Raw genomic sequence first — 24757 nt, 5'->3', positions numbered from 1 at the left:
TGGATAGAGCTACCTCTAATAGGCGCTCGACCTTTTGGATTTCGGATCAAAAAAAAATTGTCTTCATTTTCAGACAGAAAGTACATCAGAGTTTATGCAACGCTAATGAGCTTTTAAATGCTTTCTTAATTGCTTTCTTAATTGCATTCTCAATAAAACTACGGTTAGTGCTATTTGATAGATCTGATTGCCAAGAATAAAAAATAGTAGCTTTCAATGAAGCCCCTCCCTTTGTAGTTATTAACGTAACAATACGTTCCTCCAAGTGCATAAAAACCCGAGCTTCGTTTGCGCTCGGGCTTAGTGGCTCCAATATGCTTTTTCCTGATAAGCGACGCACAGCACACCGCATTCTTCGTTTCATTCAACAAAAAAATATCAATACAAAAAACCGGCAAAAGCAAAATTACTCTTGCCGGAGTATACTAATTCAATTCAATTACTTTGCCAGTAATAACACCGTATTCATCTCTGGAAAATTGAAGCGCCCTGTAATTCCCCTCGCCCCCATAGATGTTAACGGCCTCGGACGAACCCGTTTGGCCTTCTTCAAATAACATATCTGGTAATATCTTAACGACCTTTCCATCATGCTCATAGTTGATTAGACCTTTATCGTCATAGGTAACTTCTTTAACAGATCCGGGGATGACCGTTCCATCAGGTATTTCTTTCTTTAATTGCTCAAATTTGTTCGTCCATTCTGCTTCCTCATCATCAATAGCGGCCTCTTCATTTGCGGTGCCGACTGACGGTTCTTTCAACAACTCCTGCAAATAAGCTTCAGCCTTGGCTGGGTCTGCTTTGGATAGGTCCAGCGGAAGATCGAATACAACCGAAATTCCTTTTGCATCCACATTAGGGCTTATTTCACCTGTGGCTTCGTTATAAGCAAACGATTGGTTGTTATAGAAATTGTCGCTGCTGATAGCCATATATACTCCTCGATCGGCAAAAATCTCCACTCCATCGCATTCAATCAATCTGTACACAATTCCGTCTCTCACAATTTCATTGTAACTGCCATTCATCGTCATGATGTTTACCTGCCACGGCTTCTGACCTTTAATAAGAGGTGAAACTAAGAACGACTCCTTTACGTATTCCGGGTCGTTTGTATCCGGCATTGGGCTACCGTCCTGTCTGGCGATGGATACAACAGCATACGTTCTGTAGGGATAAACATCTTGAGCAGAACTGCTGAATTCGCTCAGCCGTGTCCCGGAGACGATGCCGTGCAATGTAATCTTGTAGTCGCCTGAAGCGATCGTTTGATTAATTTCGACTGCATCTCTGCTTTCAAAGGCTTCTGCCAGACTACGATCTCCAATATGTTCAGCAATCTCCTTGGAACTAAAAAGCTGCGTGGCCGCGAAAGCCGTTATGGACATGACAAGTGTCAGTACGACAACCAACAACCCTACGGAAACCCGCTTTCTATTACCACGTTTCATATGATTTCTCTCTTTAAATCGGTTTATAATACTTTGATTTATTTCCTCTTCGGGCTCCATGGTCGAAGCGAGGGCTTGCTTGAGCAGCCGATCCCATTTTTCAGAATCATTCATAGGGATTCAACCTCCAATATCTTTTTCATAACTTTTCGTGCTTTAAAAAGCCTGCTTTTGACTGTTCCTGACGGAATCCTCAGTACTAACGAAATCTCATCGACAGACATTTCTGCAGTATAATACATTAGTAGCGGAATTTTCGGCTTATCATCCAACCTCTCTGTAGCAGCCTGAACCATACTGCGAAGCTCATTAGATAACATCACTTCCTCAGGCGTTGTTTCTTCATTCGTGCAGCAGACCTTGTTCACAGACTCGTTAAGCTCAGTTGTAGGCACAATCCTTTGCCTCCAAGCAAATTTTCGGCGTTTGTTTTTGCGTAATCTAATTGCAATAGTGATGAGAAACCCCTTTGGATTTTTATTCATATCCATTTTATGACGAACCTCCATCGCTTTGAGGAAGGTTTCCTGATAGAGATCATCCGTATCCGCCTTATTTCCCGAAAGCTTATAGCAGAATCCGTAAATCGCTTTACCATGCTGCTTTACTAGATCACTCAACTCTTCAATATTCAAGTAGCTACTCCTCTCCGAATGATCATTCACTTATATATTGTAACAACCTTGTGATTGGTTCACTAGATTGCAGCATTTTTCTAGATATGTATAATATGATAAAAACCCACCGAAATACAAAAAATCGCAGGAGTATAATTACTACTCAGGGCAACCCGCCCCATTAAGCATGGACCAATTCCAGTCCGATCCAGGAATAACGATTTCGGGTGCGTACTTCATCAGTAGGTTTCGTAGTGAACTTTTCGTTCAAAGCATTCATATAAAAATCCCCCCACCTAAGGTTTGTAGATGTTACCTTGGGTGGGGGGGATTTATTATAAACTCAAAAACAGCTAAATCGATTACCTCTTTAGAGCCACACTGCCAAATCTAATCTATATCAGTTACGAGCCATTAATATTAAGCTCTCCGCATGAGCAGAATTCGGAAACACAAATAAAAAAAACGACATTTTTGTCGTTTATGATTTGGATATTGGTGGAGCCTAGGGGGATACAGCTCGTACTAACTCGCTTATCCATCATGGGATGTCCGAATCTTCGATCAAATGGCTGACGAAGCGAATTCAAAGAGGACTTTCAGCGGTAGATTCAGACGCCGTGCTCCTCCGCATTCGCTCCGTCCGCGCGGACTGAACCCCGGGGTTCGCTCCCTGGCTCTCCACCTATAAAACAGAAAACCACGTCAGAGGACGTGGTTGATTTGTTTTATTGGTGAATTTTTCATCAACAATTCCATTTCTATGAGCATATAAATGCCTAATTTGAAGTATTTTTTCTATTTCATTCTGTGTTCTTTTATCAATAACACCCAAATCACTAATTTGTTTATTTTCCTTAATAAACCCTTTAACGCTTCCCTTTTGTAGTTTTGCAAGCTTTTGCAGCGACCATAGCTTCCTTCTTGAGTTGATATAGCCGAATGTTTTCCATTTCGGTAGATGGCCTTCGTTGCGCTTTTGAATCTGATACTGGTTGATCAGGACGATCGGATCAAGGGGCATCTGCTTCTTCGAGTGTTCCCCGGAATTTATTATAGATATATGCCGCTACCTCCAGCAGCCGATAATCGCCTGACTGATCATAGACGCTTACGCATTTTAGACAAAACTCGTTGGTCTGGTTGAATGCCGCTTCTTGGAGAAAGGGATCAAATTGATCGAATGATTCACAAATCTAATTAGGATCAACGTTGATGCCACGGATCAGCGACTCTACGACCAGCTCTCTATTGGATAATTCGTTGTACAACTGAATCTAACTTCAATTCTAAGTCACTTTCCAATATATAGAACCGTTCGTCTAATGTTTCAAATAAGTCTTCATGTTCTCCATCCCATGAGTCAATTATCTCATTTCTTTCATCAACATCATTGGACGGTTTTCCATTAGGAAATAAAACATTCACCTGTTTTAGAAGGTTAACTACCTCAGACGCATTAAGTTTTTGTAGGTCTTCCATAGTATCATCTAATGTATCCGCACCATGATTATAGTAAAAACTGATAATTCCACCGTTACCAATACTATCAATTACTCCTCTTACGTTGTACCATGTTTTTTCATCAGGGGTAAGTCATTCATAACCTTCCGCATCAAGTTTTTCAAAAAGTTTTTGCCAATGTTTTTGCCAATCTTCATACTTTAATACGCCCATGAAAGCACCTCATTTAAAAGAATTATATATATTTCTACGTATTTTCTCAATTCCCTTCTTAACATTAGTCTCTGACTTAATATACGTATGGTTCAGAAAAGCGAACCGTAGCTGTGCCAAACCACAATTCGCCTGAGTGTCTTGCTGAGACTGTTTGAGGCTGGTTAGAGTAGGCTTGCTTTATCTAATCTTCTTAAACCATTCATAATCTGTATTATTATATATATCTTTTACTGTATCTATCAAAGTCTGAATCATAAAAGCTGAGTAATCTCGTTTTGTTATTTAGAAAATTTTCATCAATTTTTTTCAAGATATCATTAAGCGGCATTTCTTCAAACCTCCAGATTTAAATTAAGCCCTCATTTTTGTCTTTATGGTGGGTGCTGTTTGATACTTACCTAAATAATATACGTTATCAGAGTCAATATTAACAAATAAAGCCCGTACATCGATGTACGGGCTACTAGGAAACTAATTTTATTGAGCATTCACTTCTTGGAAACGCAGACCTGTCAATTCGTGATTATTATACAAATCGACAAAATTTTCAGTACAGAATATTAATTCCGAGAAATTTTCCACAAGAAAAAGATCACTTCCATCCCAGGACTTTAAATCAATAATTTTAAGAGTTTCACACGAAACATAATCCATTCCCAGAGTATACGGAGCATGATAACCACATTCCTTACACTCCATAACACCAATCTGTGTATCAGGATGAAGTCTAGCTGCTTTATGCGTTCTAAGCAAGTAGTAAGGGGGAGGAGAAATAGCAATTTTCTTGACATTCTCACCTTCATTACGCAAATCTTTTAACTTTTCAGGTGAAATCTCTTCCCTTGACAAAGTTCGTACATCAATAAACTTAAAAGAACTTAATTGTGCCTGATTAAGGATGCTCTTTGCCCGTTCTGATACGAGAATATAAAACATATGTCCAGCAAAGTCTGGAAAATTATCATTTGTCATTGCTATTATTAATTCCTTGTCAAGATGATGCCGTCCCCAAGTACCTCCGCACACGTTACAGTGAATAGGCTCATACACAAAGCCCTTTATTTCTATCGCGTACGCATATTTTTTCTTGCGCCCTTCCTCAATTCCCAAGGTATAGAATTTCATACTTAATCTCCTTTAAAAATGAATAGTTAGATTGTACTTAACTGCCAAATCCCTACCCTTTTGTAATACTTGAGCTGCAGTGGCATTCAGGTTACCTTGGATATAACTTTCCCACGCCAAGTTATACTCGTAAGCTTTTGATCGATGGTGACTCATTTCCCACCAGGTACCGTAAGTTTCGAGTTAAGCGCGCTAATCTGCTGATCAATTTCCCGAATATTTAATTTCTTCTCTGCGGAAGGTAGTTCATATACACTTTCTATAGGAGTATTTATTATCCCAAGTGCCTTTGCAATGTTGATTAAACCGTAACCATACTCTTCTCTGCTACCAAGTGGAGTTGCTGTGTGGTATAGCTTTTCAATAATATTTTGGGAAGACCAACTTGGATGCTCGGTCATAAGTAAAGCGATCGCCCCCATGACATGGGGAGCCGTCATAGAAGTACCAGACTTATTAAGAAAATCATTGTTTAACCCTGTGCTGAAAATCTCAGAACCTGGAGCAACTAAGTCCAATTCTACCCCTGTACTAGAGAAATCAGAGTGAGCGTGGTATTTCGTAACAGCACCGACCGATACTACTTCCGGATATTTTGCGGGATATGTAATCATATCACGACCGCTATCATAGTTACCTGCTGCTGCAACTACAATAATACCTTTGTCAACTGCGGTCTTTATTGCAGAGTGAAGCAAATGACTATCAGTAGTGCCACCTAGACTCATAGATATAATATCATTGTTATTTTCAATCGCCCAATCAATGCCTTCAACCAACTGACTGTAGCTGCCATTTCCATTTTGGTCGAGGACTTTTACTGAATAAATATTCGCTGAAGGTGCAATCCCTACAATTCCAGCATTATTGTACGTGCACCTATTATACCGCAACGTGTGTCCCATGACCATTGTCATCAAAATAAGAAGGATTCCCTTCAACAAAAGATACCCCGCCTTTTATCTCCAAATCGGAGTGGGGAGCTATTCCTGTATCGAGAACAGCTATATCTATCGGCTTTCCATTAAGGTTGTTACTATTTAAGAGATCGACACCAATAGAGTGTAAGCCCCAGGGCACACTATCCACATTACTATCATTAGTCTTTTTTCTCTCACTTTTTCACAATAACAGAATGATCACTAAGATTAAAAATAAGTGAAATTGCTAAAAATAAAGAAATAATCCCCTTAAGTTTACCTTTAACTAATCATTCCTTTATCTATGAGCAATGCTAATAAAAACCATGAGGACTAGGATTCTTGAGGCTCAATCTGTTGGAAACAGTCATAAAATTAATACTCATGTTGAGCCAGAAAATTAATCCTAAGATACTTGATAATTCGATGTTCGAACCACTCTGGAATACGTATAGCCATGTTTTACCTAGTGTCCACCAAGAGACCGCCAAACAATTTGGCGAAATGCTCTTTGATGAATAAGTAAAAACAATCGCTCTGTCAGCAATTTGTGACAGAGCGATTGTTTAAAACCTCGATAACGCTAATATTAAGAATCCTCGAACAACCAAAAAACATCAAATAAACCTCAATAAAATAGCAACTGTGACCAGAAGTGTGACCACATACCGTATTCGGAGTTAATTTTTTCTTCATAAAAAACAAAAAACGCTTGGAAACCCAAGCGTTACGCGGTTGTTTTATGGTGGAGCCTAGGGGGATACAACTCGTATTAACTCGCTTATCCATCATGGGATGTCTAAATCTTTGATCAAATGGCTGACGAAGCTTAATCAACGAGGACTCTTAGCGGTAGATTCAGACGCCGTGCTCCTACATTAGAAGTAATTCCTTCGAAGCCTACTCACTTCACTACGTCCGCGCGGACTGAACCCCGGGGTTCGCCCCCTGGCTCTCCACCAATAAAACAGAAAACCACGTCAGAGGACGTGGTTGATTTGTTTTATTGGTGGAGCCTAGGGGGATCGAACCCCTGACCTCATCGCTGCCAGCGATGCGCTCTCCCAGCTGAGCTAAGGCCCCAAATGACGACAAGATTGATCTTAGCATAGGGGCGCCAAAATTGTCAATCTTTATCTATCATACCGTTCAGCGGGTGTTTGGATAGCAGGTTGTTGAGCTCCTTCATGAACATATCGATGTCCTTGAACTGACGATAAACAGATGCGAAGCGGACATAGGCTACCTCGTCGACGGGATAGAGCTCGTTCATGACGATGCCGCCGATATCGCTGCTGTCTACCTCGGCGTGTGCCGTTGTGCGAAGCTCCTTCTCAACCTCGGATACGATAACTTCGAGGCGTTCCACCGGTACGGGACGCTTCTCGCAGGCGCGGATAAGACCGCGTAATATTTTGTCGCGGCTGAATTCCTCGCGGCTTCCATCTTTTTTGATGACGATTAGAGGCGTTTCTTCAATCATTTCGAAGGTCGTGAATCGGCGGCTGCACTTTTCACACTCACGGCGGCGACGAATAGATTTGTTTTCGTTAGCCGGCCTCGAGTCCAATACTTTTGTTCCGGCATAGTCGCAATATGGACATTTCATGCTGCAATTTGCCTCCTTTCTTAGTTAGCAAGAGCCTTTGAAAGGGGCTCTTCTCAAATTAATTTAATTTCCAACTAATTCCTGTAATGAAGTTTTGATTTTTGCACATAATACTTTTACCAACCGCAAGGAGGTGAACATACATGAGCGCATCCCGCAGCAGTAACCAACTAGTAGTCCCACAAGCGACAGCTGCACTTGACCAAATGAAATTTGAAGTTGCTCAAGAGCTAGGCATCGCAATTCCGCAAGACGGATACTACGGCAACATGGCTACAAAAGACGCTGGCTCCATCGGGGGTTACATTACCCGTCGCCTAGTGCAAATTGCCGAGCAATCCCTTGCTGGTCAATACAAATAATTGATTCATTAAATGTTGTATGAATAAAGGATGCTTTGGCTGGGCCCGTCCAGAAGCGACGGGCCTCCAAGGCTTCGTTGTATTTGCATATTCATTATATCTTTTATCAGAAGCTCGGGTATAAATCCTTATACTTATTATAATAGTATATGACCCGCTGTACATAGTGCCTAGTCTCGCCAAAAGGTATTTCCTTCACCGAGTCTATTGTCCCGTCCCACAAACCAGAGTCAAGCCACTTCCTTACATTTCCTGGTCCTGCGTTGTAAGCGGCTATGGCAGCGATCTTATTATGATCAAATTGTTGGTCCAGCGATTTCAAATACCACGCGCCAACCTCAATGCTGACATCTGCTCGATGCCTAAGCATATCCTCCGTTACTTCTGTAAAACCCGCTTTTTGAATAACCCAATCAGCCGTATCAGGCATAATTTGCATCAATCCCAAAGCGCCCTTTCTCGATTCCTGGCCTGTCCGATAATTTGTTTCACTGCGAATGATCGCAGCTACCAAATGCGGCTCCACACCGTAATTAGCAGCACTCGCACGAATATCATCCTTGAAATGAACCGGATACATCATAGTTGCCAGCCAATCCGATTTGAGAAACAAAATCGTTATGAGACCCAGCAGCAATACAAGCAGAATTCTTTTCTTAAGGAGCACTCTCATGGCAAACACTTGCTTTTCCAAAATTGTTCAACCTGACGCTCCGTCTCTGCAAGCGTTCCGCTATTGTCGATGACCCAATCCGCTTTTTCGCGCTTCTGCTCGATATCCATCTGAAGTGCAACCCGGCGGCGTGCTTCTTCCTTGGTCAAATGATTTCTTTCCATTAAACGCGCTTGCTGCACCTCAGCCGGTACGTAGACAACCATGATCCCATCGTACAAATGCTCCTGCTTGGTTTCATACAAGAGCGGTATATCCGCTACGACTAATCGCTCCGGAAACTGCTCCTCATACGTATGTATGCGCTGCTGCATTCTCTGGCGTATAGCCGGGTGGGTGATCGCTTCTAGCTTTGCCAGCGAGGCTTTATCTTGAAATACGATCTCGCCGAGCGCTTTGCGGTCAAGAGATCCGTCTGCCGCAAGGACAGCTTGTCCGAACGTAGAGGCGATTGCCTCTAATGCTGACTCTCCGGGTTGGACAACCTCCCTTGCAACTTGATCGGCATCGACCAGCAGCGCACCGCGCTCCACGAGCATTTTAGCGATTGTGCTTTTGCCGCTGGCAATACCGCCGGTTAATCCGATTTTCATCCATATCACCTCAAATTATAACAACTTCATGATTCCCATCATGATTAATAATATGCCTGGCAGCAAAGATAATGTTTGCATGCCTCTCCAAGCGGAGAAACGAAAGCCAAAGCGGATGCCGCCTACCAGGAAGATCGCGCTCGCTGCGGCAATGGTCAAAGCGGTAATCAAGGAAGGAAGACCGATCAATGCAGCTCCAAGACCTGCTCCGAATGCATCAAGCGATAGCGCAACGCCGAGCATGACCGCTTCCGATGCTGAGATCGTTCCCGACTTATCAACGTCTGCCGCTTGCGGTGTCCGCAGGATTTGGATCACTAGTCCTAATCGCTTCAGCTCCACCATCACAACAAGCGCTGTACTTGCCATTTCTCCTACATGCGATTTCGACTGGCCTTCGGCCTTTTCCACGCTTCCTTGACTTGCCACCTCTGCTTCTTCGCTCGCTTCATCGTTTTGTCTACCACGCTTTAGCTGCAGCAGCGCCCAGCCACCAATTAAGATAAGGACGCATGCGCCAATGAGACGCGCAACAAACTCGGATAGAAACCCGGTAAGCCAGCCTCCGACCTGCATCGACAAATAAATAATGAGGCCGGAACAGCATGCAATAATAAACACCGACAATAACGGAATGCGAATTCTTCGCAAGCCATACGTCACACCAACGCCAAATCCGTCTAAACTAACGGCAAAAGCAAGAACCAACAGTGAAGCAACATGCGCGAACAATACTTTAGTCCCTCCCCGCACAGCGGCTGCCCGGCTCACACTTCATTGCTGTGAGTAGTCATCCGCCCATTGTTCGTAACACAACTATCATATGCGGGGAGTATTTGTCTGTGCTTGTCGATAAGGAATTGGCGCTAAGCCTTTACTTTGCTCGGCTTGGCTAGCGGCTGGCATTTGCTGCAAATATGCGTCCCTCTGCCGCCAACTGTAAATTTCTCGATAGGTCTTGCGCAAGCCGGACACGGCTCGTCTTTCTTGCCATAAACGAGGAGCTGATGCTGGAACATGCCCATCTCTCCTTGACCGTTTACATAGGATTTGATCGACGAACCGCCTGCTTCAACGGCATGCGCGAGCGTGGCGCGGATCGCCTCATATAAACGCTTCCACTCAGCCGGCTTTAGCGTATTCGGCGTTCGTTCCGGATGAATTCGTGCTTGAAACAACGCTTCATCCACATAAATGTTGCCTAGTCCAACGATATGCTCTTGATTGAGCAGCAGCGGTTTGATCTTCGTCGAACGCTTCTCCAGCTTGCTGCGCAGCGCTTCAAGCGTAAAGGATGGCTCTAGCGGCTCAATGCCCAGCTTGTTTAACGGAGGAAGCTCTAGCTCAGAACCCGCTTGGAACAGATGCATCGTGCCGAATTGGCGCACATCCTTATAACGCAGATCCGTACCATCGTCAAAATGAAAAATAACATGCGTATGCAGCTCTAGCGGCTCCTCGGAAGGAAACACGCCATAACGCCCTTCCATGCGCAGATGCGACACGAGAACAAGGCCGTCTAAAATAATTCGCAAAAACTTGCCTCGTCGCTCAACCGTTTCGATCGTATGTCCAACAAGCGCATCGGCGAACTGCTCGGGCTCTGCGGGCCTTTGTATAATACGCGGGAGTCTAACGGTTACAGACTGTATTCGTTTTCCCGCTACAAGTTCAATTAATGTTCGTCTTACCGTTTCTACCTCTGGCAATTCAGGCATTTCTCCTCACCTCAACAACCATTATACCCGAAACTGCCCGCCAGTGGGCTACTTTGCTTCATACCAATTGTCACCGAAACTCATGTCCGCCTTGAGCGGAACATCAAGCTTGAGTGCCCCAGCCATAATCTCAGGCACCAGCGTCTTCATGAGCTCAAGCTCATCCTGAGGCACCTCGAATACGAGCTCATCATGCACTTGAAGCAGCATTCGGCTCTTCAGCTTGCGCTCGCTCAGCGCAGCATCCATATGCACCATCGCCAGCTTAATAATATCTGCCGCAGTGCCCTGTATCGGCGTGTTCATCGCAGTCCGCTCAGCGAAGGAGCGGATATTGAAGTTGGACGCTTTAATATCGTTCAGATATCGTCTCCGCTCAAGAAGCGTTGTCACATAGCCGTCGCGACGGGCATCCTTGACGACATCGTCCATAAACTTCCGCACGCCTTTAAACACCTCAAAGTATTGCTCGATAAAATGGGCAGCCTCTTTGCGCGTAATGCCAAGGTTTTGTGATAGTCCAAAGTCGCTGATGCCGTAAACGATTCCGAAGTTAACCGCCTTCGCGGAACGCCGCATGTTGGAGTCGACTTGATCGGCAGCTACGCCGAATACGTCCATCGCGGTTTTCGTATGGATGTCCATATCGTTAATGAACGCTTCCTTCAAATTCTCATCACCCGAAATATGTGCGAGTACGCGCAGCTCGATCTGTGAATAATCGGCTGCTAGAATAAACCAGCCTGGCTCTGAAGGAACAAAGGCTTTCCGAATTTGACGGCCTTCCTCCAGCCTGATCGGAATGTTCTGCAGGTTAGGGAATTGACTGCTAAGGCGTCCGGTCGCGGCAATCGTCTGACGATAGTAAGTGTGTACCTTGCCCGTTTCCTTGCGAACCTCCTTCAGCAACCCCTCTACATAAGTGGACTGCAGCTTCGAGAGCGAGCGATAATGCAAAATAAGCGGAATAATCTCATGGTAAGGAGCCAGCTCCTCCAGCACCTCTGCATCGGTCGAATAACCGGTCTTCGTCTTTTTCTTGGCGGGCAGTCCGAGCTTTTCGAACAAAACCTCACCCAGCTGCTTCGGCGAGCCAATATTGAATTCCATCCCAGCAAGCTTGTAAACGCTGCTGATAATTGTCGTGAGCTGGCGTTCCAGATTGCGTCCAAGCGCCTCAAGCTCTTCCTTCTCAACCTTAATGCCGAGATGCTCCATGCCTGCAAGAATGCGGGACAACGGCTGTTCGATGTCAAAATACAGCTTGCTCATGCTGGTGCGGTTCAGCTCTTCGGTCAATAGCGGCACTAGCTGGCGAATAGCTTCTGCCTTCAGCGCCAAGTGCCGGTAAAGCGTCTCTTTACCTGGCACCTTGAACTTCGCGCCTTTGCCATAAACGGATTCATCAGATGGCAAGGTAGACAGCCCTTGCTTCTCATTAATTCCGCTAAGCGTTTGAGTTGCTTCGGTAGGATCAAGCAAATAAGCGGCCAGTTGCACGTCGAATGCTGCCCCTTCGAAGCTGATCCCGCTCCATTTTAGCGCGAGCTCTATTTTATGCAGATCAAAACCGTACTTCGGCTTGTCCGCTTGCTCCAGCCAAGCGCGCAGCTTAGCTGCGAAAGGAGACTTTAAAGCGGAGAACGGCAAGGAAAACACCGCTTCCTCCGTAGCAATCGCCAGACCGATCAGCTCCGCTTGATGGGGGTTCTCGCCTATTGCTTCAACATACAAGCCATTTTTGTCTGTTTGCTCGAGCAGTTGAACTAGCTTATCGAGCGCATCCGCATCATTTTCCGACTCGATCACGTGAATATTGAGATCAGCAGCCGCAGCCTGTGCTTCCTCTTCCATATCGCCCGCTTCCGCTCCCAATTGCAAGCGCTCGATCAGCGACTTGAACTCGAGCTTGCGGAACGCCTCAGCCAGCTTCAAGCCGTCATAACCGTCGTAACGAATCTCGTCAATGTCTCGCTCGATCGGCACCTCGCGGAATATCGTTGCCAGCCTTTTGCTCATCGTGGCGTCATCCTTGTGGTTCTCGATGTTTTCCTTCAGCTTGCCCTTCAGCTTGTCCAAATTGTCCAGCACGCCCTCGACCGATCCATGCTCGTGCAGCAGCTTAAGCGCAGTCTTCTCGCCAACGCCCGGCACACCAGGGATATTATCCGACGTATCGCCCATAAGCCCTTTTAAATCGATAATTTGCATCGGCACTAAGCCGTATTTTTCTTGTATGGCTTCAGGCGTATAAAGATCGACATCACTGACCCCTTTGCGCGTGACCGCTATGGTCACCTTGCCCGATGCAAGCTGGAGCATATCTTTATCCCCGGTGACGACGACCGTCTCGACACCCTTCTCGTCAGCCGCCTTCGTCAGCGTACCGATAATATCATCAGCCTCATAGCCGGACAGCTCGAACTGTGCGATGCTGAACGCATGCAGCAGCTCCTTAAGCACTGGGAATTGCTCCGAAAGCTCAGACGGCGTCTTCTGTCTTCCGCCTTTATATTCGGTATATCCTTCATGACGGAACGTAATTTTGCCTGCGTCAAACGCGACTAGAACATGAGTCGGATTTTCTTGCTCTAGCAGCTTCAGCAGCATCGTTGTAAAACCAAATATTGCATTCGTATGCTGGCCTGCCGAATTCGTGAGCGGGGGCATGGCGAAGAACGCGCGGTAAGCTATACTATTGCCGTCAATTAGCATCCATTTTTCCATATGGAATCAACACCTTCTTTATGTAGCATTCATTCCCATAAGTATACCACAAAAAGGGCATTTCCCAAGCATCGCTGCCAAAGGAATGCCCTATCTGTTACTGAAAGTTGGACTTGAAAGCGGCTGGTCTTCCAAGCAAATACCCTTGGGCGTACGCTATGCCCATCTCGCGCACCTTGGCGAGCTCCTCTTCAAGCTCGATGCCTTCGGCGATGATCGATATGTTCATTTTGTCAGCCAATTGAACTAATGTATTCAAAATATGCTCCTTCACCTCATCGAGATGGATATTCTGAATAATGGACCGATCAACCTTCAAATAATCAGGACGCAGCTCCACAATCGATTGCAGCGACGAATAGCCTGCTCCAACGTCATCGATTGCAATTTGATAGCCTTGGCTTCGGTAGTGCTCCAATGCCTTCTTAACGGAGCCAAAATCAGTAATCGAGCTACGCTCCGTTATTTCGAATACAACATGATGTGGAGACAGCCCATGCAGCTCCAGCAGGCTTAATGTTTTACCTGGCGAGAAGCATGGATCCTCCATAATTTGCGCTATGACGTTTATGAACAGCTTCTGCTTCTGCTTTAGCGGCCTGCAGCCCTCAATTGCCTTCTCTCTAGCCAGACGATCGAGCGGATAGTTTAGTCCCTCTTCGTCTGCAAAAAGAAACAGCTCCGTCGGCCCTGGAAACCAAGTCCGGTCTAGCGTACGCGAAAGCGCCTCGTACCCGAACACTTCCCCCTTTTGCTGCAGCGAAACGATAGGCTGATATACCGTGTAAAGATGCCTCTCTCTTATTAAACGCTCGATGGCTCGCCGCTTCAAGCTGTGCTCCATAGCACAGGCTGATTTACCGTGCAATATCGCATTTTTCATCGCATCATACCAAAGCATGCCATCCATACGCGAATCAGCTGCAACAACAGCTATCCCCGCATGCAGCTTTCCTCCTAATATCCTCCAGCTTTGGTTGCCGAGCTCTTCCGTAAATTGACGCTCCCATTCCGTCTTATGCCTATGAGCTGCCTCAAGCAGCCAACCCTCTATAACAGACTGTCGTCCGGCAGGGAGTCGCAATTGAATGAACAAATCATCCCTCATCCAGTGCATGCCCTCATAAATCAGAGAATTTTTTAAAATAATATTCGTCTCACGTTCGGCGAATACACGCCAATGCTCCTGCAAAGAGGGGATGCTGCCGCTCTGCTTGTCAGACCCAAACTGCCATGATAAATATATGATTCCGAGATGGTCTAAGCTCTCGTTTTCCACGTCCTTTATCTGCTCTAACTCCAGAAGTTGTCTCAATATCAATGTCGTTCCTCTCCACGAAGCATACCTTTTATATGATCCTTTATATAGACGCTGCCCTTCACTGCCTTTGCTTGCTTCTTCAGCTTTGCTGCCATTACTGGAATATCCTCGCTCGTTAACGGCACCTTGCCGTCCCAGATCATGAGCGACAGCGAGAGGGTAACGCCTTCCTGCTCGATGAGCTCGCCATGTCGATCTTCCACCGTTTTCACTTCGATGCCGCCATAGAATGGCTTTATTCCAGCATCAAATCTTTTGATCAATGCTTGACAAAGCTGCTCTCCAGCATTGGCATTCATCACCACTATGAAATCGTCCCCGCCTATATGTCCGATAAAGTCGCTATCGCTGCCAATCAGGCTTTGCTTCTCGCATAATATTTCAGCTAAATAGCGGATAAGATCATCTCCTAAACCAAAACCGAAAAAATCGTTATACCATTTAAAATAGTCGAGGTCCGCATAGATGACTGCAAAGGGGGCTCCTTGTCCGATACGGCGCCGCAGCTCAAGCTGAATCTCCTCGTTTCCCGGCAAGCCAGTAAGCGGATTGGCCCCTCGAGCAGCCTTCGTTCGAAGTGTCGTTATACATTCCAAAATCGACCTGATCGAAGCCGCTCCGGCCATCTGGCCGTCCTTCGTTATGAGCACCACATCATAAAGCTGCGAAAAATCCCTAGCCATAGCAAGCTGGGATACTTGTTCAACAGGCAGCTGTTCGTCTACGATAAGCGGTTGATTGTTCATAATGCGCTCCACCGGTCTATTCCAATAAAGCGGAAGTCCAAATTGTCCGGCCAGCATTTGATGCAGCTTCTCTTTCATCAAGATGCCGATCGGCCGGCCTTGTTCGACGATTACCGCCCCTTGTGCTTTGGCATTTGAATCGAATAAATAAGCAACCTCAGATACTCTAGTCTGTCCAGAGATAATCGGAAACGGAAAGGCCAAATCTCCTATTCGCACAGTCTTTCTCTGTAGACTAGGAGAGTGAAGCAGACTTCCAGTATCGCTCGCTTCCGCTAGCTGAGGCGTTACTGCGCTATCTAGTAAGCCCGTCACTTTTGCGTGACTATGCTCAGTACTGTGTGAATCATTTAACACACCCTGCTTCATCGCATCCAGCAGCATCCGGTAAATAACCGCTTCGGAGGATCTGCCTGTTGCTGGCGGAAACGCAGTTGAGATGCCGATGGCGGCCTCAAGCTCATTGTCAACGTTATGCTCGATCTCACTTTTGACCCATGCCTTTCGCAGCTCCTCAGATAGCCGCTTCACCGCTTTTTCGGTAAGCGTGTCGATCGGCTCATCCCGCTTCTTGCGATAAAACAAATAAAAATAATCCCACTCCAGCCGATGACGCCAAAAAAGTCTCCGCTCCCCGCTTTCCCATAGCTGCAATGCCGATTCAGAAGCCGCATTCCCTACTCGGAAGCGGACATAAATAACGCTGATGCCGCCATCATGCCAGCGCTCTTTAATGCTGCGGATCATATCTCGATTGAATAAACCAACCCCAACCTCATCCATCCGTATCCCCTCGATCAACCATTGTCTATTTCAGTTGCAATAAGAATGACTTTAACAGTCATTTGTGATTGGAGATGCATAAAAGAGTAAACTTTAGGTAAAATTCAACAATTCATCAGCGCTTTTGGCCTATATACGCAAAAAAACCGTCAAAGCATCACCGCTTCGACGGTCTTTATGTATCATTCGTTAAACTTATACATTCAAATCCGGTCTGTTGCCTGTAACGAGGTAAACGACGCTCTCACCGATGTTCGTTGCATGATCGCCGAATCTTTCCAGGTAACGCCCAACGAAGCTAAGCAGTGACGCTTGCGTAATGTTGCGAGGATTTTCCAACATTAGCGAATAAAGCTCACGAGTAATCTGTCCGAAAAGAGCATCGACTTGATCATCGTCCTTCGCCATTTTGTAAGCCAAGTCCACATTCTCTTGAATAAACGATTGAATCGCTTCGTAGGTCATCAGTTGAACGATTTCTGCCATCCGCGGCAAATCGATCAATGGTTTAATGAGCTCTTGACCCTCTAAACGCAAGACGACCTTCGCAATATCGACCGAATTATCTCCCATCCGCTCCAAATCGCTTGCGATTTTGAATGCGGACAAAATACGGCGCAAATCTTTGGCAACCGGCTGCTGTGTCGCGATAAGCTTCGATCCGATTTCCGTAATTTTTTCTTCCATTTGGTTCAACGTTGGATCATTCGCAATAACTTGCTTCGCACGGTTAGTATCAACCGCCTTTAATGCTTCTATCGATTCAGAGAGCGCCTTTTCAACAAAGGTACCCATATCGATAAGCAGGTTATGAAGATGCTCAAGTCCTTGATCAAACTCTTTACGCGTGGTCATCACAACAACATTCCTCCTATAGGTTCATGAGACAAGCTCAGGCCTGTAAAAACAGGCTCCATCAATTAGCTCGCGAGGATTAGCCGAAGCGTCCGCTAATATAATCTTCCGTGCGCTGATCCGTTGGATTGGAGAAGAGCTTCTCCGTATCCGAATACTCAATGACCTCGCCATTTAAGAAAAACACGGTTTGGTTGGATACACGGGCTGCCTGATGCATGTTGTGAGTAACCATTACAATTGTGTACTTATCCTTCAGCTCTTGAGCAAGCTCTTCAATTTTCAGCGTAGAAATCGGGTCTAGTGCTGATGTTGCTTCATCCATTAGCAAAATATTCGGATTCACAGCAAGCGCACGCGCGATACATAGACGCTGCTGTTGACCACCGGATAAACCAAATGCAGAACGCTTCAAATGATCTTTTACCTCATCCCACAATACGGCAGATTTCAAGCTCGTTTCTACAATTTCATCAAGTTCACGCTTGCTGGTAATACCATGCAGACGCGGTCCGTATGCTACATTGTCATAAATGGATTTAGGGAATGGGTTAGGCTGTTGGAACACCATACCTACTTTTTTGCGGAGCGTCTCGACATCTACTTCATTCGAATAAATTTCTGTACCGCCGATTGCAATGCCGCCCTCGATCCGAGTACCTGGAATCATATCATTCATGCGGTTCAGCGTACGCAGCAGCGTCGACTTTCCGCAGCCTGATGGTCCGATGAATGCCGTGATCGCTTTCTCCGGTATCGTTAGTGATACATCCTTTAAAGCGTGGAAAGCGCCGTAAAACAAATTCAGTTTGTTAATATTAATAAGTGCTTCCATATCGTTATCCTCCTAATTGTGTTCACTGCTTACTAATCTCTTTAAACGTTTTTTTGGTACTTGTTGCGAAGCAGAATAGCTGAGAAGTTCATTAGCAATAGCAGTGCGAGTAAAACGATAATACCGCTGGCCGCAAGCTCCTTGAACTCAAGCTGAGGCTTAGACAACCAGTTGTACACTTGAATCGGAATAACGGTAAACGAATCCTTGAGACCATTTGGCAAAAATGCGACGTAGGTCAATGCACCGATCATAACGAGCGGCGCTGTCTCTCCAATTGCCCGCGACATCGCTAGAATGACGCCGGTTAATACGCCGGGAAGCGCAGATGGCATAACCGAACGGGCTACGGTTTGCCATTTGGTCGCGCCAAGCGCGAACGAGGCATCGCGGCGAGATTTGGGAACCGCGCGGATAGCCTCCTGTGCAGAGACGATAATAATCGGAAGCACAAGCAGCGTCATCGTCAACGCACCGGCAATGAGACTGCGGTCGAGCGCTAGTAATCGGACGAACAAGGTTAATCCCAAAATACCGTATACGATAGACGGAACACCCGCCAGCGTACTGATATTAAGCTGAATTATCCGAGTAATGCGGCCCTTCTTCGCATATTCCTCCAAATAAATTGCTGCTCCGACACCAAAGATAAAGGAAATCGGCGCCATGAGAAGCAGCATGTAAATCGTGCCGACGAGAGCTGACTTCATACCGGAACCTTCCGCTTTGCGCGACGGGAAGTTCGTGAATAAGTCAGGCTGCAGCCGGGAAATGCCATCAATTAAAATATCTACGATTAACGCGCATAGCGCGAGAACGCCGATTGAGGTAGCTGCGACGAACAGAATATGCAGCATCCAATCCGTCTTCCGTCGATTAGCGATTTGTTTTCGGTTCGCGTCTTGAAATATGTTCATCTTAGTACTCCTCTCTGAATTTTCTTGCGATGTACTGGGCAAGAATATTGAGCAGGAACGTAATGACGAACAGCGTCATGCCGACCGCGAAGATCGATCCATACTCAACCGTTCCGTGCGGCGTATCTCCAAGGCTGACCTGAACGATATAAGCGGTCATCGTCTGGATACTATCGAGCGGATTAACGGTCATATTAGGCGTGGAGCCTGCAGCAACCGTAACGATCATCGTCTCGCCGATTGCGCGGGAGAATGCGAGCACGGCCGAAGCCACGATACCGGAGAAGGCAGCGGGCACAACGATTTTCAAAGCGACCTCGAATCTTGTTGCGCCAAGCGCGTAAGCACCGTCGCGTAAGGTGCGAGGCACCGACGACATGGCATCCTCGCTTAGAGAGCAAACCATCGGAATAATCATAATACCGACTACGATACCAGCACTTAACGCATTGAACACGCCAGCGCTGTGGAAAATGCTTTGGATAAACGGAGTAACAAGGCTAAGCGCGAAGTATCCGTAAACGATGGTTGGAACTCCTGCAAGTACCTCAAGAATAGGTTTAATGATTTTGCGAACCCGCTTTGGCGCATATTCGGATAAGTATATGGCACTTGCCAAGCCTAATGGAATAGCAACTAGGCAGGCAATAAACGTAATCATAAGCGTACCTGACAAGAGAGGTAGAACGCCGTAGCTCTTTGGAGGGATTAACGGTGACCATTTTGTCCCAAACAGGAAATCAAAAATCGGTATTTTCTGAAAAAACTGATACGTTTCTGAGATGAGTGTTATGACAATCCCTATTGTTGTAAGAACGGAAACAGATGCACATAGAAACAATAGGACTGGCATCAATTTATTCATGATGCTAACTCGTTTATTTTTAAAGTTATATAATTCCTTGCTTGCTGTTTGAGCCTTGCTGGCCGATTGCAGCCCTTGCGTTGGCATTGCGGCGTCCTCCTTCTTACCTTTACAATTCATTTACATATGATTCGTGAAAAATGTGATGTCCCGCAAGACACCACATTTTATCATCCAGCAGTTAGGCTGCTTATTGAATTTTTGCAGCTTCCGTAGCGTATTGCTCATCAGGAAGAGATACATATCCAACTTCACCAGCTAATGCTCCAATGTTGTTGATATAATATTTCGCGAATTCTTTCACTTCTGGACGCTCAAGCTCTTTGTTGCTTACATAGATGAAGAGCGGACGGGACAATGGCGCGTAGCTGCCGTCTTTGATTGTGTCATAAGTTGGAGTAATTGCGCCTTTGCCGCCATCAACTGGAACAACTTTCAATTTGTCTTGGTTCTCTTCGAAATAAGCAAAACCGAAGTAACCAATACCGTATTTGCTGCCTGCTACGCCTTGAACTAGCGCATTGTCATCTTCGGAGAAGCTAATCATTGATTCATCATTACGGATACCTGCTTTATCAAGAATAGCTTCGTTAAAATAGTCATAAGTTCCGGAATCTGCACCTGGCGAGAATATGATGATCGGTTCTGCAGGGAATGTATCGCGAACATCTTTCCACGTTTTAACTGTGCTGCCTGTTACGAAAATTTTGTTAAGCTCTTCAACAGTCAAGTGATCGATGAAGTCATTCTCTTTGCTTACGACTACAGACAAACCGTCAAATGCTACTGTAAGCTCTGTGTATTCAATGCCAGCTGTTTTACAAGCTGCAGCTTCTTCTTCTTTGATTGGACGGGAAGCATCTGCGATTGCGATCTCGCCTGCGCAAAATTGCTTGAAGCCGCCGCCAGTACCAGATACGCCTACTGGAACACGTACGTCAGTGTGCTCTTTGTTAAACTCCTCAGCAGCTGCTTCTGTAAGCGGGAACACTGTGCTTGAACCGTCAATTTTAATTTCGCCTGACAATTTTGCAGTTTCCTCAGCTGGAGCGTTTGTAGCTGCGTTATTTGTAGTACCTGTATTTGCCGTTCCATTATTTCCGCCATTTGCATTGTTACCGCAAGCAGCTGCGAATACTAGTCCCGCCACCATCGACAACATCAAGATCCCCTTAAAGCTTTTTTTCTTTAACAAATCTATCACTCCTCTTTTCATATCTGCTCAGGTTGACCCTGTGCCTCTTATACTAATGCTCGTTTGTAAACCTCGTATTCTGTTTTTGTAAACTCCATGTTAAAAGTATGATTGCTGCAATTTTTTCATTTCGTCGGCAACATGAATGGATTGTAAATGCGCCTGTTCGGACAAAGATCCTATCTGCTTCGCGCTGTTTCGGTTGTTCGCTGCCGCTTGGAACAAACGATTAAACGCCTCGACAGCCTCATTGACATGGGCTTCGCTAGCTGTGGTCTCAAAGCGGCCAGCATGCGCAAGCGCAGTCGTTTGCGAGATGGAATGAACGATCGTCTTCGTTAAAGTCGTAATTTCGTTCGCGAATTGCTTCGTTTGACCAGCCAGCTTCATCACTTCGCCAGCTACTACGGCAAAGCCGCGGCCATGCTCTCCTGCACGCGCTGCTTCAATAGAAGCATTTAGAGCAAGCAGATTGCTTTGCTCCGCCAGCTCCTTGATTAATTGAGATACTTTGCTGATGGAGCCGGCCTCCGCTTGCAGCTCGTTCATCCGATTCTCCTGCATCTGCGAATTCCCCGCGATCGCTTCAAAAGCCATCATTACTTTATCAAGCTCGTTCTTCCCAGTCAGCGTCAAATCTACCATCTCTACCGACATGGTTTCTCCCTGCAATGACGACTCTAGAACACTATTAACAGCTTGTTCAATTTCATTTACACGCAGCTCTGCCGAGCGTATCGTTCTCATCTGAACATCAATGGCTTCCTGCTGCAGCAATCTGGAAAGCTTGAGCATATCGGATACAGTCAAAATGCCTGCGAGCCGGCCATTAAACGTTACAATGACACAATCGTAAAGCACGCTTTCATGACGGCTTAATGCGCTGTCAATAAGCTGCTGCGGCGCAAAATGCAAATCGACCAGCAAAGGGTTTGCATCCATAAGCTTCGAGATCGGCTTGTCGTCAAACAAATCTGCGCTAAAGCGATGCCCCAGCTTCAAGAAAAAACGATTCCGCATCATCAGACCGATAGGAGCCCCTTGCTCCCCAATCACGACAACGCATTCGCATTCTGGATGCTTTTTGAAGACAGAAATGGTTTCCCGGCATGTTTGGTCCGCTGTAATTGTCGGTGTCTGACGCAAAAAATGTTGAAGACTCGCCTTCTGAACGGCATTTGATGCCGCGTGCTCTAGAGCTGGCGCCGCCTCAATCTTGCTTTGTTCTTGCTCGACTAATGCAGCTGCAACTGCACCTTCATTAGCTGTAACTTCTTCTGCAGCTTCTGCATCTATAACTACTTCAACTATTTGTTCCAACTCTTCTCCGTTAAGCGGTGCGTTCGGATCAGTACTTTCAATCTTCTGGTTTGCCGAGTGTTTTTCTTTGTCAAGAACAGTAGCTGTCACTCACCCTCACCCTTCCTACTATTTCCTCTTGCAATTACTATAGGTAGAAAGCATCAACAGGAATAAGCAGAAATGTTATCGCAATGTTAAATTCGACATTTATCTTCTTTTATTCGACATTTTTTTCTTTTACGTATAAATCCAGACAAATTTCTATACTTAAGAGAGAGACAGCCTTTTAAATAGGCACAAAAAAAGCTGTGCGCAGCGTACATGATCTTGTACGTTTCACACAGCTATTTATTGAATGAAAACTTAATTCGAATCGCGCTTGAGAATACGGCAGCTATATCCTGCCAAATCCAAGCCAGCGGCAACAGCATCGCCTGTTAACAAATCGGAATAGCTCCGTCCATCAAGGTTAACCGAAACCTCATTTGCACTAAAGTTGGATACGAATACATAATCGTTTTTGCCGTCTGTCCGGAGCTGCGCGGTTATGCTATCAGGCAATTCCGAATCGAGTACTCGTTTGATGGCCTCTTGCTTCAAGATGCTTGAGAGAAAATCGTTTGTAAATACAGCATCATTGCGTGAAGCGATGTAATAAGCTTTGCCCGCACCCAATTGATTAACCGTTAATGCTGGCCTGCCAGCGTAGAAATCTTCCCCATACACCGCAAGCGCCTCCGCTCCTTCAAGATGGATGAGATCACAAAGCTCTCGCGCTGTATACTCGCCGCTTAAGCCTAGTGCATTTCCGTCCTTCATGACGACGCGATTCGAATCATGATCATGCAGTGAATCGATTTCCTCGGACCATATGCCAAGCGTCTTCCGAAGCGGTCCCGGGAAGCCGGTCAGGAAGCATAAGTCGTTCTCGTCTACGATGCCCGTCCAATAGGTCGCCACGAAAATGCCGCCATTTTCCACGAATCGCTCAATCCGCTCGCCAACGCCTGGCCGAACCATATACAGCATTGGGGCAACAAGCAGCTTGTAGCATTCAAAATCGCATTCCGAATCAATAATATCGACTGGCACGCCAAGATCCCAGAACGGGCGGTAGTGGTGTTTCGCCGTTTCTTCATAATGCAAGCCGCTATTGCGAGGGCCCTGCGAATCCTTTACTGCCCAGCGGTTCTCCCAATCAAAGATAAGCGCAACCTCCGGCTTCACCGTTGTGCCAACTACCTCGGTCAGCTTCTCAAGCGTCGCGCCAAGCTCAGCAACATCGCGGAACACGCGTGTATGCTCATGGCCAACATGGTCGACTACCGCGCCATGCAGCTTCTCGCTCGAGCCCCTGCTTTTGCGCCACTGGAAGTATTGCACCGTATCCGAGCCATGCGCGACCGCTTGAAGCGAGGACAGCATATGCATGCCGGGACGCTTAACCTTGCTGATCGGCTGCCAGTTCGTCATGCTTGGCGTGCTTTCCATCAGCATGAACGGCTTGCCGCGGCCAAGCGAACGGAATACATCATGATTGAAGCCGATCCAAGCAGCTAGCTCGCTGTCGTCTCCGCCTTTGTCATGCCAGGTTGGGTATGCGTCCCATGAAATGACATCAAGCAGCTCGGTAAATTTCCAATAGTTAAGCGGCTCGAAATCAAGCATGAAGTTTGTCGTGATCGGAAGCTCGGAATTTGCAGCGCGCAGCGGATCAATTTCATGCCTGCAGAAATCAACCGTCTGGTCGGTCACGAATCTTCTCCAGTCTACATTTTGACCGTGAACCGCTTTCTCGCCGCGGCTGGTTGGGGATTCGATTTGACTCCAATCCGTATATGTATGGCTCCAAAACGTCGTCCACCAAGCATCGTTAAGCGCTTCGATCGTTCCGTATTTATTTTTCAGCCAGCCGCGGAAAGCCTCTTCGCAATACGAGCAGTGGCATTCGCCGCCGTACTCATTCGAAATATGCCAGCCAATGACCGCTGGGTGATCGGAATACCGCTCAGCAAGCTTCGTATTCATGATCGATACCTTCTCGCGATAAACCGGCGATGAGAAACAATGATTATGGCGAGCGCCATGCAAGTTGCGGATGCCATTTGGTGCAACGCGCAGCACCTCAGGGTATTTTTGAGACATCCATACAGGACGCGCTCCGCTTGGAGTTGCCAGCAAAGCATAGATGCCGTTAGCAGCAAATTTATCCAGCAGCGTATCAAGCCAATCGAACGTAAATACACCTTCCTCAGGCTCAATAGCCATCCATGCAAAAATGCCAACCGACATGACATTGCAATGCGCAAGCTTCATCAGCCGGATATCTTCCTCCAGCACCTTAGGATATTTCTGCTATTGATCCGGATTATAATCTGCACCATGCAGCATTTGCGGTATTTTTGGACTTATCGGGGCAAATTTCATATTCGATTCAGCAACCTCCAGTTTAGTCTTGAT

The 24757-nt window shown here is 46.1% G+C and carries 20 protein-coding genes, 1 tRNA gene and 2 pseudogenes; 1 reads left to right on the top strand and 22 read right to left on the bottom strand.

Annotated features, from left to right (window positions below):
- Nucleotides 1-425: 425 nt before the first annotated feature.
- The 8 genes and pseudogenes from AC1TPC_RS17770 to nrdR all read right to left on the bottom strand — a co-directional run bounded on the left by AC1TPC_RS17770 (nucleotide 426) and on the right by nrdR (nucleotide 7405).
- On the bottom strand, nucleotides 426-1568 hold the full coding sequence (locus tag AC1TPC_RS17770) for a hypothetical protein (protein WP_482068140.1): 1143 nt from the start codon (nucleotides 1566-1568) through the stop codon (nucleotides 426-428).
- On the bottom strand, nucleotides 1565-2089 hold the full coding sequence (locus tag AC1TPC_RS17765) for an RNA polymerase sigma factor (RefSeq protein WP_482068139.1): 525 nt from the start codon (nucleotides 2087-2089) through the stop codon (nucleotides 1565-1567). The genes AC1TPC_RS17770 and AC1TPC_RS17765 overlap by 4 nt, the downstream gene beginning before the upstream one ends.
- 667 nt (nucleotides 2090-2756) lie before the next feature.
- Nucleotides 2757-3095 carry a hypothetical protein gene (locus AC1TPC_RS17760; RefSeq protein ID WP_482068138.1) on the bottom strand — a complete coding sequence of 113 codons (339 nt, stop codon included), beginning with the start codon at nucleotides 3093-3095 and terminating at the stop codon, nucleotides 2757-2759.
- Nucleotides 3096-3319: 224 nt separating this feature from the next.
- Nucleotides 3320-3655, bottom strand: a pseudogene (locus AC1TPC_RS17755) (DMP19 family protein); the annotation flags it as partial.
- Nucleotides 3656-4228: 573 nt separating this feature from the next.
- On the bottom strand, nucleotides 4229-4876 hold the full coding sequence (locus tag AC1TPC_RS17750; RefSeq protein ID WP_482068137.1) for a hypothetical protein: 648 nt from the start codon (nucleotides 4874-4876) through the stop codon (nucleotides 4229-4231).
- A 152-nt stretch (nucleotides 4877-5028) separates the two neighbouring features.
- Nucleotides 5029-5820 carry a S8 family serine peptidase gene (locus tag AC1TPC_RS17745; protein ID WP_482068136.1) on the bottom strand — a complete coding sequence of 264 codons (792 nt, stop codon included), beginning with the start codon at nucleotides 5818-5820 and terminating at the stop codon, nucleotides 5029-5031.
- Nucleotides 5821-6803: 983 nt separating this feature from the next.
- Nucleotides 6804-6879, bottom strand: a tRNA-Ala gene (locus AC1TPC_RS17740).
- A gap of 43 nt (nucleotides 6880-6922) precedes the next feature.
- The gene (nrdR, locus tag AC1TPC_RS17735; RefSeq protein WP_053377232.1) at nucleotides 6923-7405 is read right to left on the bottom strand and encodes a transcriptional regulator NrdR; all 483 of its coding nucleotides are present in this window, start codon (nucleotides 7403-7405) and stop codon (nucleotides 6923-6925) included.
- Nucleotides 7406-7548: 143 nt separating this feature from the next.
- Between nrdR and AC1TPC_RS17730 the strand changes: the two genes are divergently transcribed.
- A complete protein-coding gene (locus AC1TPC_RS17730; RefSeq protein WP_169085206.1) occupies nucleotides 7549-7767 on the top strand; it encodes an alpha/beta-type small acid-soluble spore protein in 219 nt (72 codons plus the stop codon).
- 106 nt (nucleotides 7768-7873) lie between these two features.
- On the opposite strand, the gene AC1TPC_RS17725 is transcribed toward AC1TPC_RS17730, so the two are convergent.
- The 14 genes and pseudogenes from AC1TPC_RS17725 to AC1TPC_RS17660 all read right to left on the bottom strand — a co-directional run bounded on the left by AC1TPC_RS17725 (nucleotide 7874) and on the right by AC1TPC_RS17660 (nucleotide 24724).
- Nucleotides 7874-8440: a lytic transglycosylase domain-containing protein gene (locus AC1TPC_RS17725; RefSeq protein WP_482068148.1), complete on the bottom strand. Its 567-nt coding sequence runs from the start codon at nucleotides 8438-8440 to the stop codon at nucleotides 7874-7876.
- Nucleotides 8437-9033, bottom strand: coding sequence for a dephospho-CoA kinase (gene coaE, locus AC1TPC_RS17720; RefSeq protein WP_482068135.1), 597 nt, complete (start codon nucleotides 9031-9033; stop codon nucleotides 8437-8439). Before coaE ends, AC1TPC_RS17725 begins: the two co-directional genes overlap by 4 nt.
- 15 nt (nucleotides 9034-9048) lie before the next feature.
- Nucleotides 9049-9765 carry a sporulation membrane protein YtaF gene (ytaF, locus tag AC1TPC_RS17715; RefSeq protein WP_482068134.1) on the bottom strand — a complete coding sequence of 239 codons (717 nt, stop codon included), beginning with the start codon at nucleotides 9763-9765 and terminating at the stop codon, nucleotides 9049-9051.
- Between the two features lie 134 nt (nucleotides 9766-9899).
- Nucleotides 9900-10751 carry a DNA-formamidopyrimidine glycosylase gene (gene mutM / locus AC1TPC_RS17710; RefSeq protein ID WP_482068133.1) on the bottom strand — a complete coding sequence of 284 codons (852 nt, stop codon included), beginning with the start codon at nucleotides 10749-10751 and terminating at the stop codon, nucleotides 9900-9902.
- 48 nt (nucleotides 10752-10799) lie between these two features.
- Nucleotides 10800-13478, bottom strand: coding sequence for a DNA polymerase I (gene polA, locus AC1TPC_RS17705; protein WP_482068132.1), 2679 nt, complete (start codon nucleotides 13476-13478; stop codon nucleotides 10800-10802).
- A gap of 97 nt (nucleotides 13479-13575) precedes the next feature.
- Nucleotides 13576-14799 carry an EAL domain-containing protein gene (locus AC1TPC_RS17700; protein ID WP_482068131.1) on the bottom strand — a complete coding sequence of 408 codons (1224 nt, stop codon included), beginning with the start codon at nucleotides 14797-14799 and terminating at the stop codon, nucleotides 13576-13578.
- Complete coding sequence (locus AC1TPC_RS17695; RefSeq protein ID WP_482068130.1) at nucleotides 14796-16328, bottom strand: GGDEF domain-containing protein; 1533 nt, start codon at nucleotides 16326-16328, stop codon at nucleotides 14796-14798. The genes AC1TPC_RS17700 and AC1TPC_RS17695 overlap by 4 nt, the downstream gene beginning before the upstream one ends.
- A gap of 195 nt (nucleotides 16329-16523) precedes the next feature.
- Nucleotides 16524-17183 carry a phosphate signaling complex protein PhoU gene (gene phoU, locus AC1TPC_RS17690; protein WP_482068147.1) on the bottom strand — a complete coding sequence of 220 codons (660 nt, stop codon included), beginning with the start codon at nucleotides 17181-17183 and terminating at the stop codon, nucleotides 16524-16526.
- A gap of 79 nt (nucleotides 17184-17262) precedes the next feature.
- The gene (gene pstB, locus AC1TPC_RS17685) at nucleotides 17263-18018 is read right to left on the bottom strand and encodes a phosphate ABC transporter ATP-binding protein PstB (protein WP_482068129.1); all 756 of its coding nucleotides are present in this window, start codon (nucleotides 18016-18018) and stop codon (nucleotides 17263-17265) included.
- Between the two features lie 41 nt (nucleotides 18019-18059).
- On the bottom strand, nucleotides 18060-18935 hold the full coding sequence (gene pstA / locus AC1TPC_RS17680; protein ID WP_482068128.1) for a phosphate ABC transporter permease PstA: 876 nt from the start codon (nucleotides 18933-18935) through the stop codon (nucleotides 18060-18062).
- A gap of 1 nt (nucleotide 18936) precedes the next feature.
- Complete coding sequence (gene pstC / locus AC1TPC_RS17675) at nucleotides 18937-19800, bottom strand: phosphate ABC transporter permease subunit PstC (RefSeq protein WP_482068146.1); 864 nt, start codon at nucleotides 19798-19800, stop codon at nucleotides 18937-18939.
- A gap of 190 nt (nucleotides 19801-19990) precedes the next feature.
- Nucleotides 19991-20995, bottom strand: coding sequence for a PstS family phosphate ABC transporter substrate-binding protein (locus tag AC1TPC_RS17670; protein ID WP_482068127.1), 1005 nt, complete (start codon nucleotides 20993-20995; stop codon nucleotides 19991-19993).
- A gap of 99 nt (nucleotides 20996-21094) precedes the next feature.
- Nucleotides 21095-22405, bottom strand: coding sequence for a methyl-accepting chemotaxis protein (locus AC1TPC_RS17665; RefSeq protein WP_482068126.1), 1311 nt, complete (start codon nucleotides 22403-22405; stop codon nucleotides 21095-21097).
- 255 nt (nucleotides 22406-22660) lie between these two features.
- Nucleotides 22661-24724 (bottom strand): annotated as a pseudogene (locus tag AC1TPC_RS17660) (beta-galactosidase).
- Between the last annotated feature and the right edge of the window lie 33 nt (nucleotides 24725-24757).

Source organism: Paenibacillus sp. Y280 (genome assembly GCF_056786335.1).
The sequence above is the reverse complement of the archived record's forward strand: the minus strand, read 5'-3'. Positions and strand labels throughout refer to the sequence as shown.

Bases quoted from the DNA above. Each gene is read 5' to 3' on its own strand.
- AC1TPC_RS17770 (WP_482068140.1), bottom strand. From the start codon at position 1,568: ATGAATGATTCTGAAAAATGGGATCGGCTGCTCAAGCAAGCCCTCGCT.
- AC1TPC_RS17760 (WP_482068138.1), bottom strand. From the start codon at position 3,095: ATGCCCCTTGATCCGATCGTCCTGATCAACCAGTATCAGATTCAAAAG.
- AC1TPC_RS17750 (WP_482068137.1), bottom strand. From the start codon at position 4,876: ATGAAATTCTATACCTTGGGAATTGAGGAAGGGCGCAAGAAAAAATAT.
- nrdR (WP_053377232.1), bottom strand. From the start codon at position 7,405: ATGAAATGTCCATATTGCGACTATGCCGGAACAAAAGTATTGGACTCG.
- AC1TPC_RS17730 (WP_169085206.1), top strand. From the start codon at position 7,549: ATGAGCGCATCCCGCAGCAGTAACCAACTAGTAGTCCCACAAGCGACA.
- AC1TPC_RS17725 (WP_482068148.1), bottom strand. From the start codon at position 8,440: ATGAGAGTGCTCCTTAAGAAAAGAATTCTGCTTGTATTGCTGCTGGGT.
- coaE (WP_482068135.1), bottom strand. From the start codon at position 9,033: ATGAAAATCGGATTAACCGGCGGTATTGCCAGCGGCAAAAGCACAATC.
- mutM (WP_482068133.1), bottom strand. From the start codon at position 10,751: ATGCCTGAATTGCCAGAGGTAGAAACGGTAAGACGAACATTAATTGAA.
- polA (WP_482068132.1), bottom strand. From the start codon at position 13,478: ATGGAAAAATGGATGCTAATTGACGGCAATAGTATAGCTTACCGCGCG.
- AC1TPC_RS17695 (WP_482068130.1), bottom strand. From the start codon at position 16,328: ATGGATGAGGTTGGGGTTGGTTTATTCAATCGAGATATGATCCGCAGC.
- phoU (WP_482068147.1), bottom strand. From the start codon at position 17,183: ATGACCACGCGTAAAGAGTTTGATCAAGGACTTGAGCATCTTCATAAC.
- pstB (WP_482068129.1), bottom strand. From the start codon at position 18,018: ATGGAAGCACTTATTAATATTAACAAACTGAATTTGTTTTACGGCGCT.
- pstA (WP_482068128.1), bottom strand. From the start codon at position 18,935: ATGAACATATTTCAAGACGCGAACCGAAAACAAATCGCTAATCGACGG.
- pstC (WP_482068146.1), bottom strand. From the start codon at position 19,800: ATGAATAAATTGATGCCAGTCCTATTGTTTCTATGTGCATCTGTTTCC.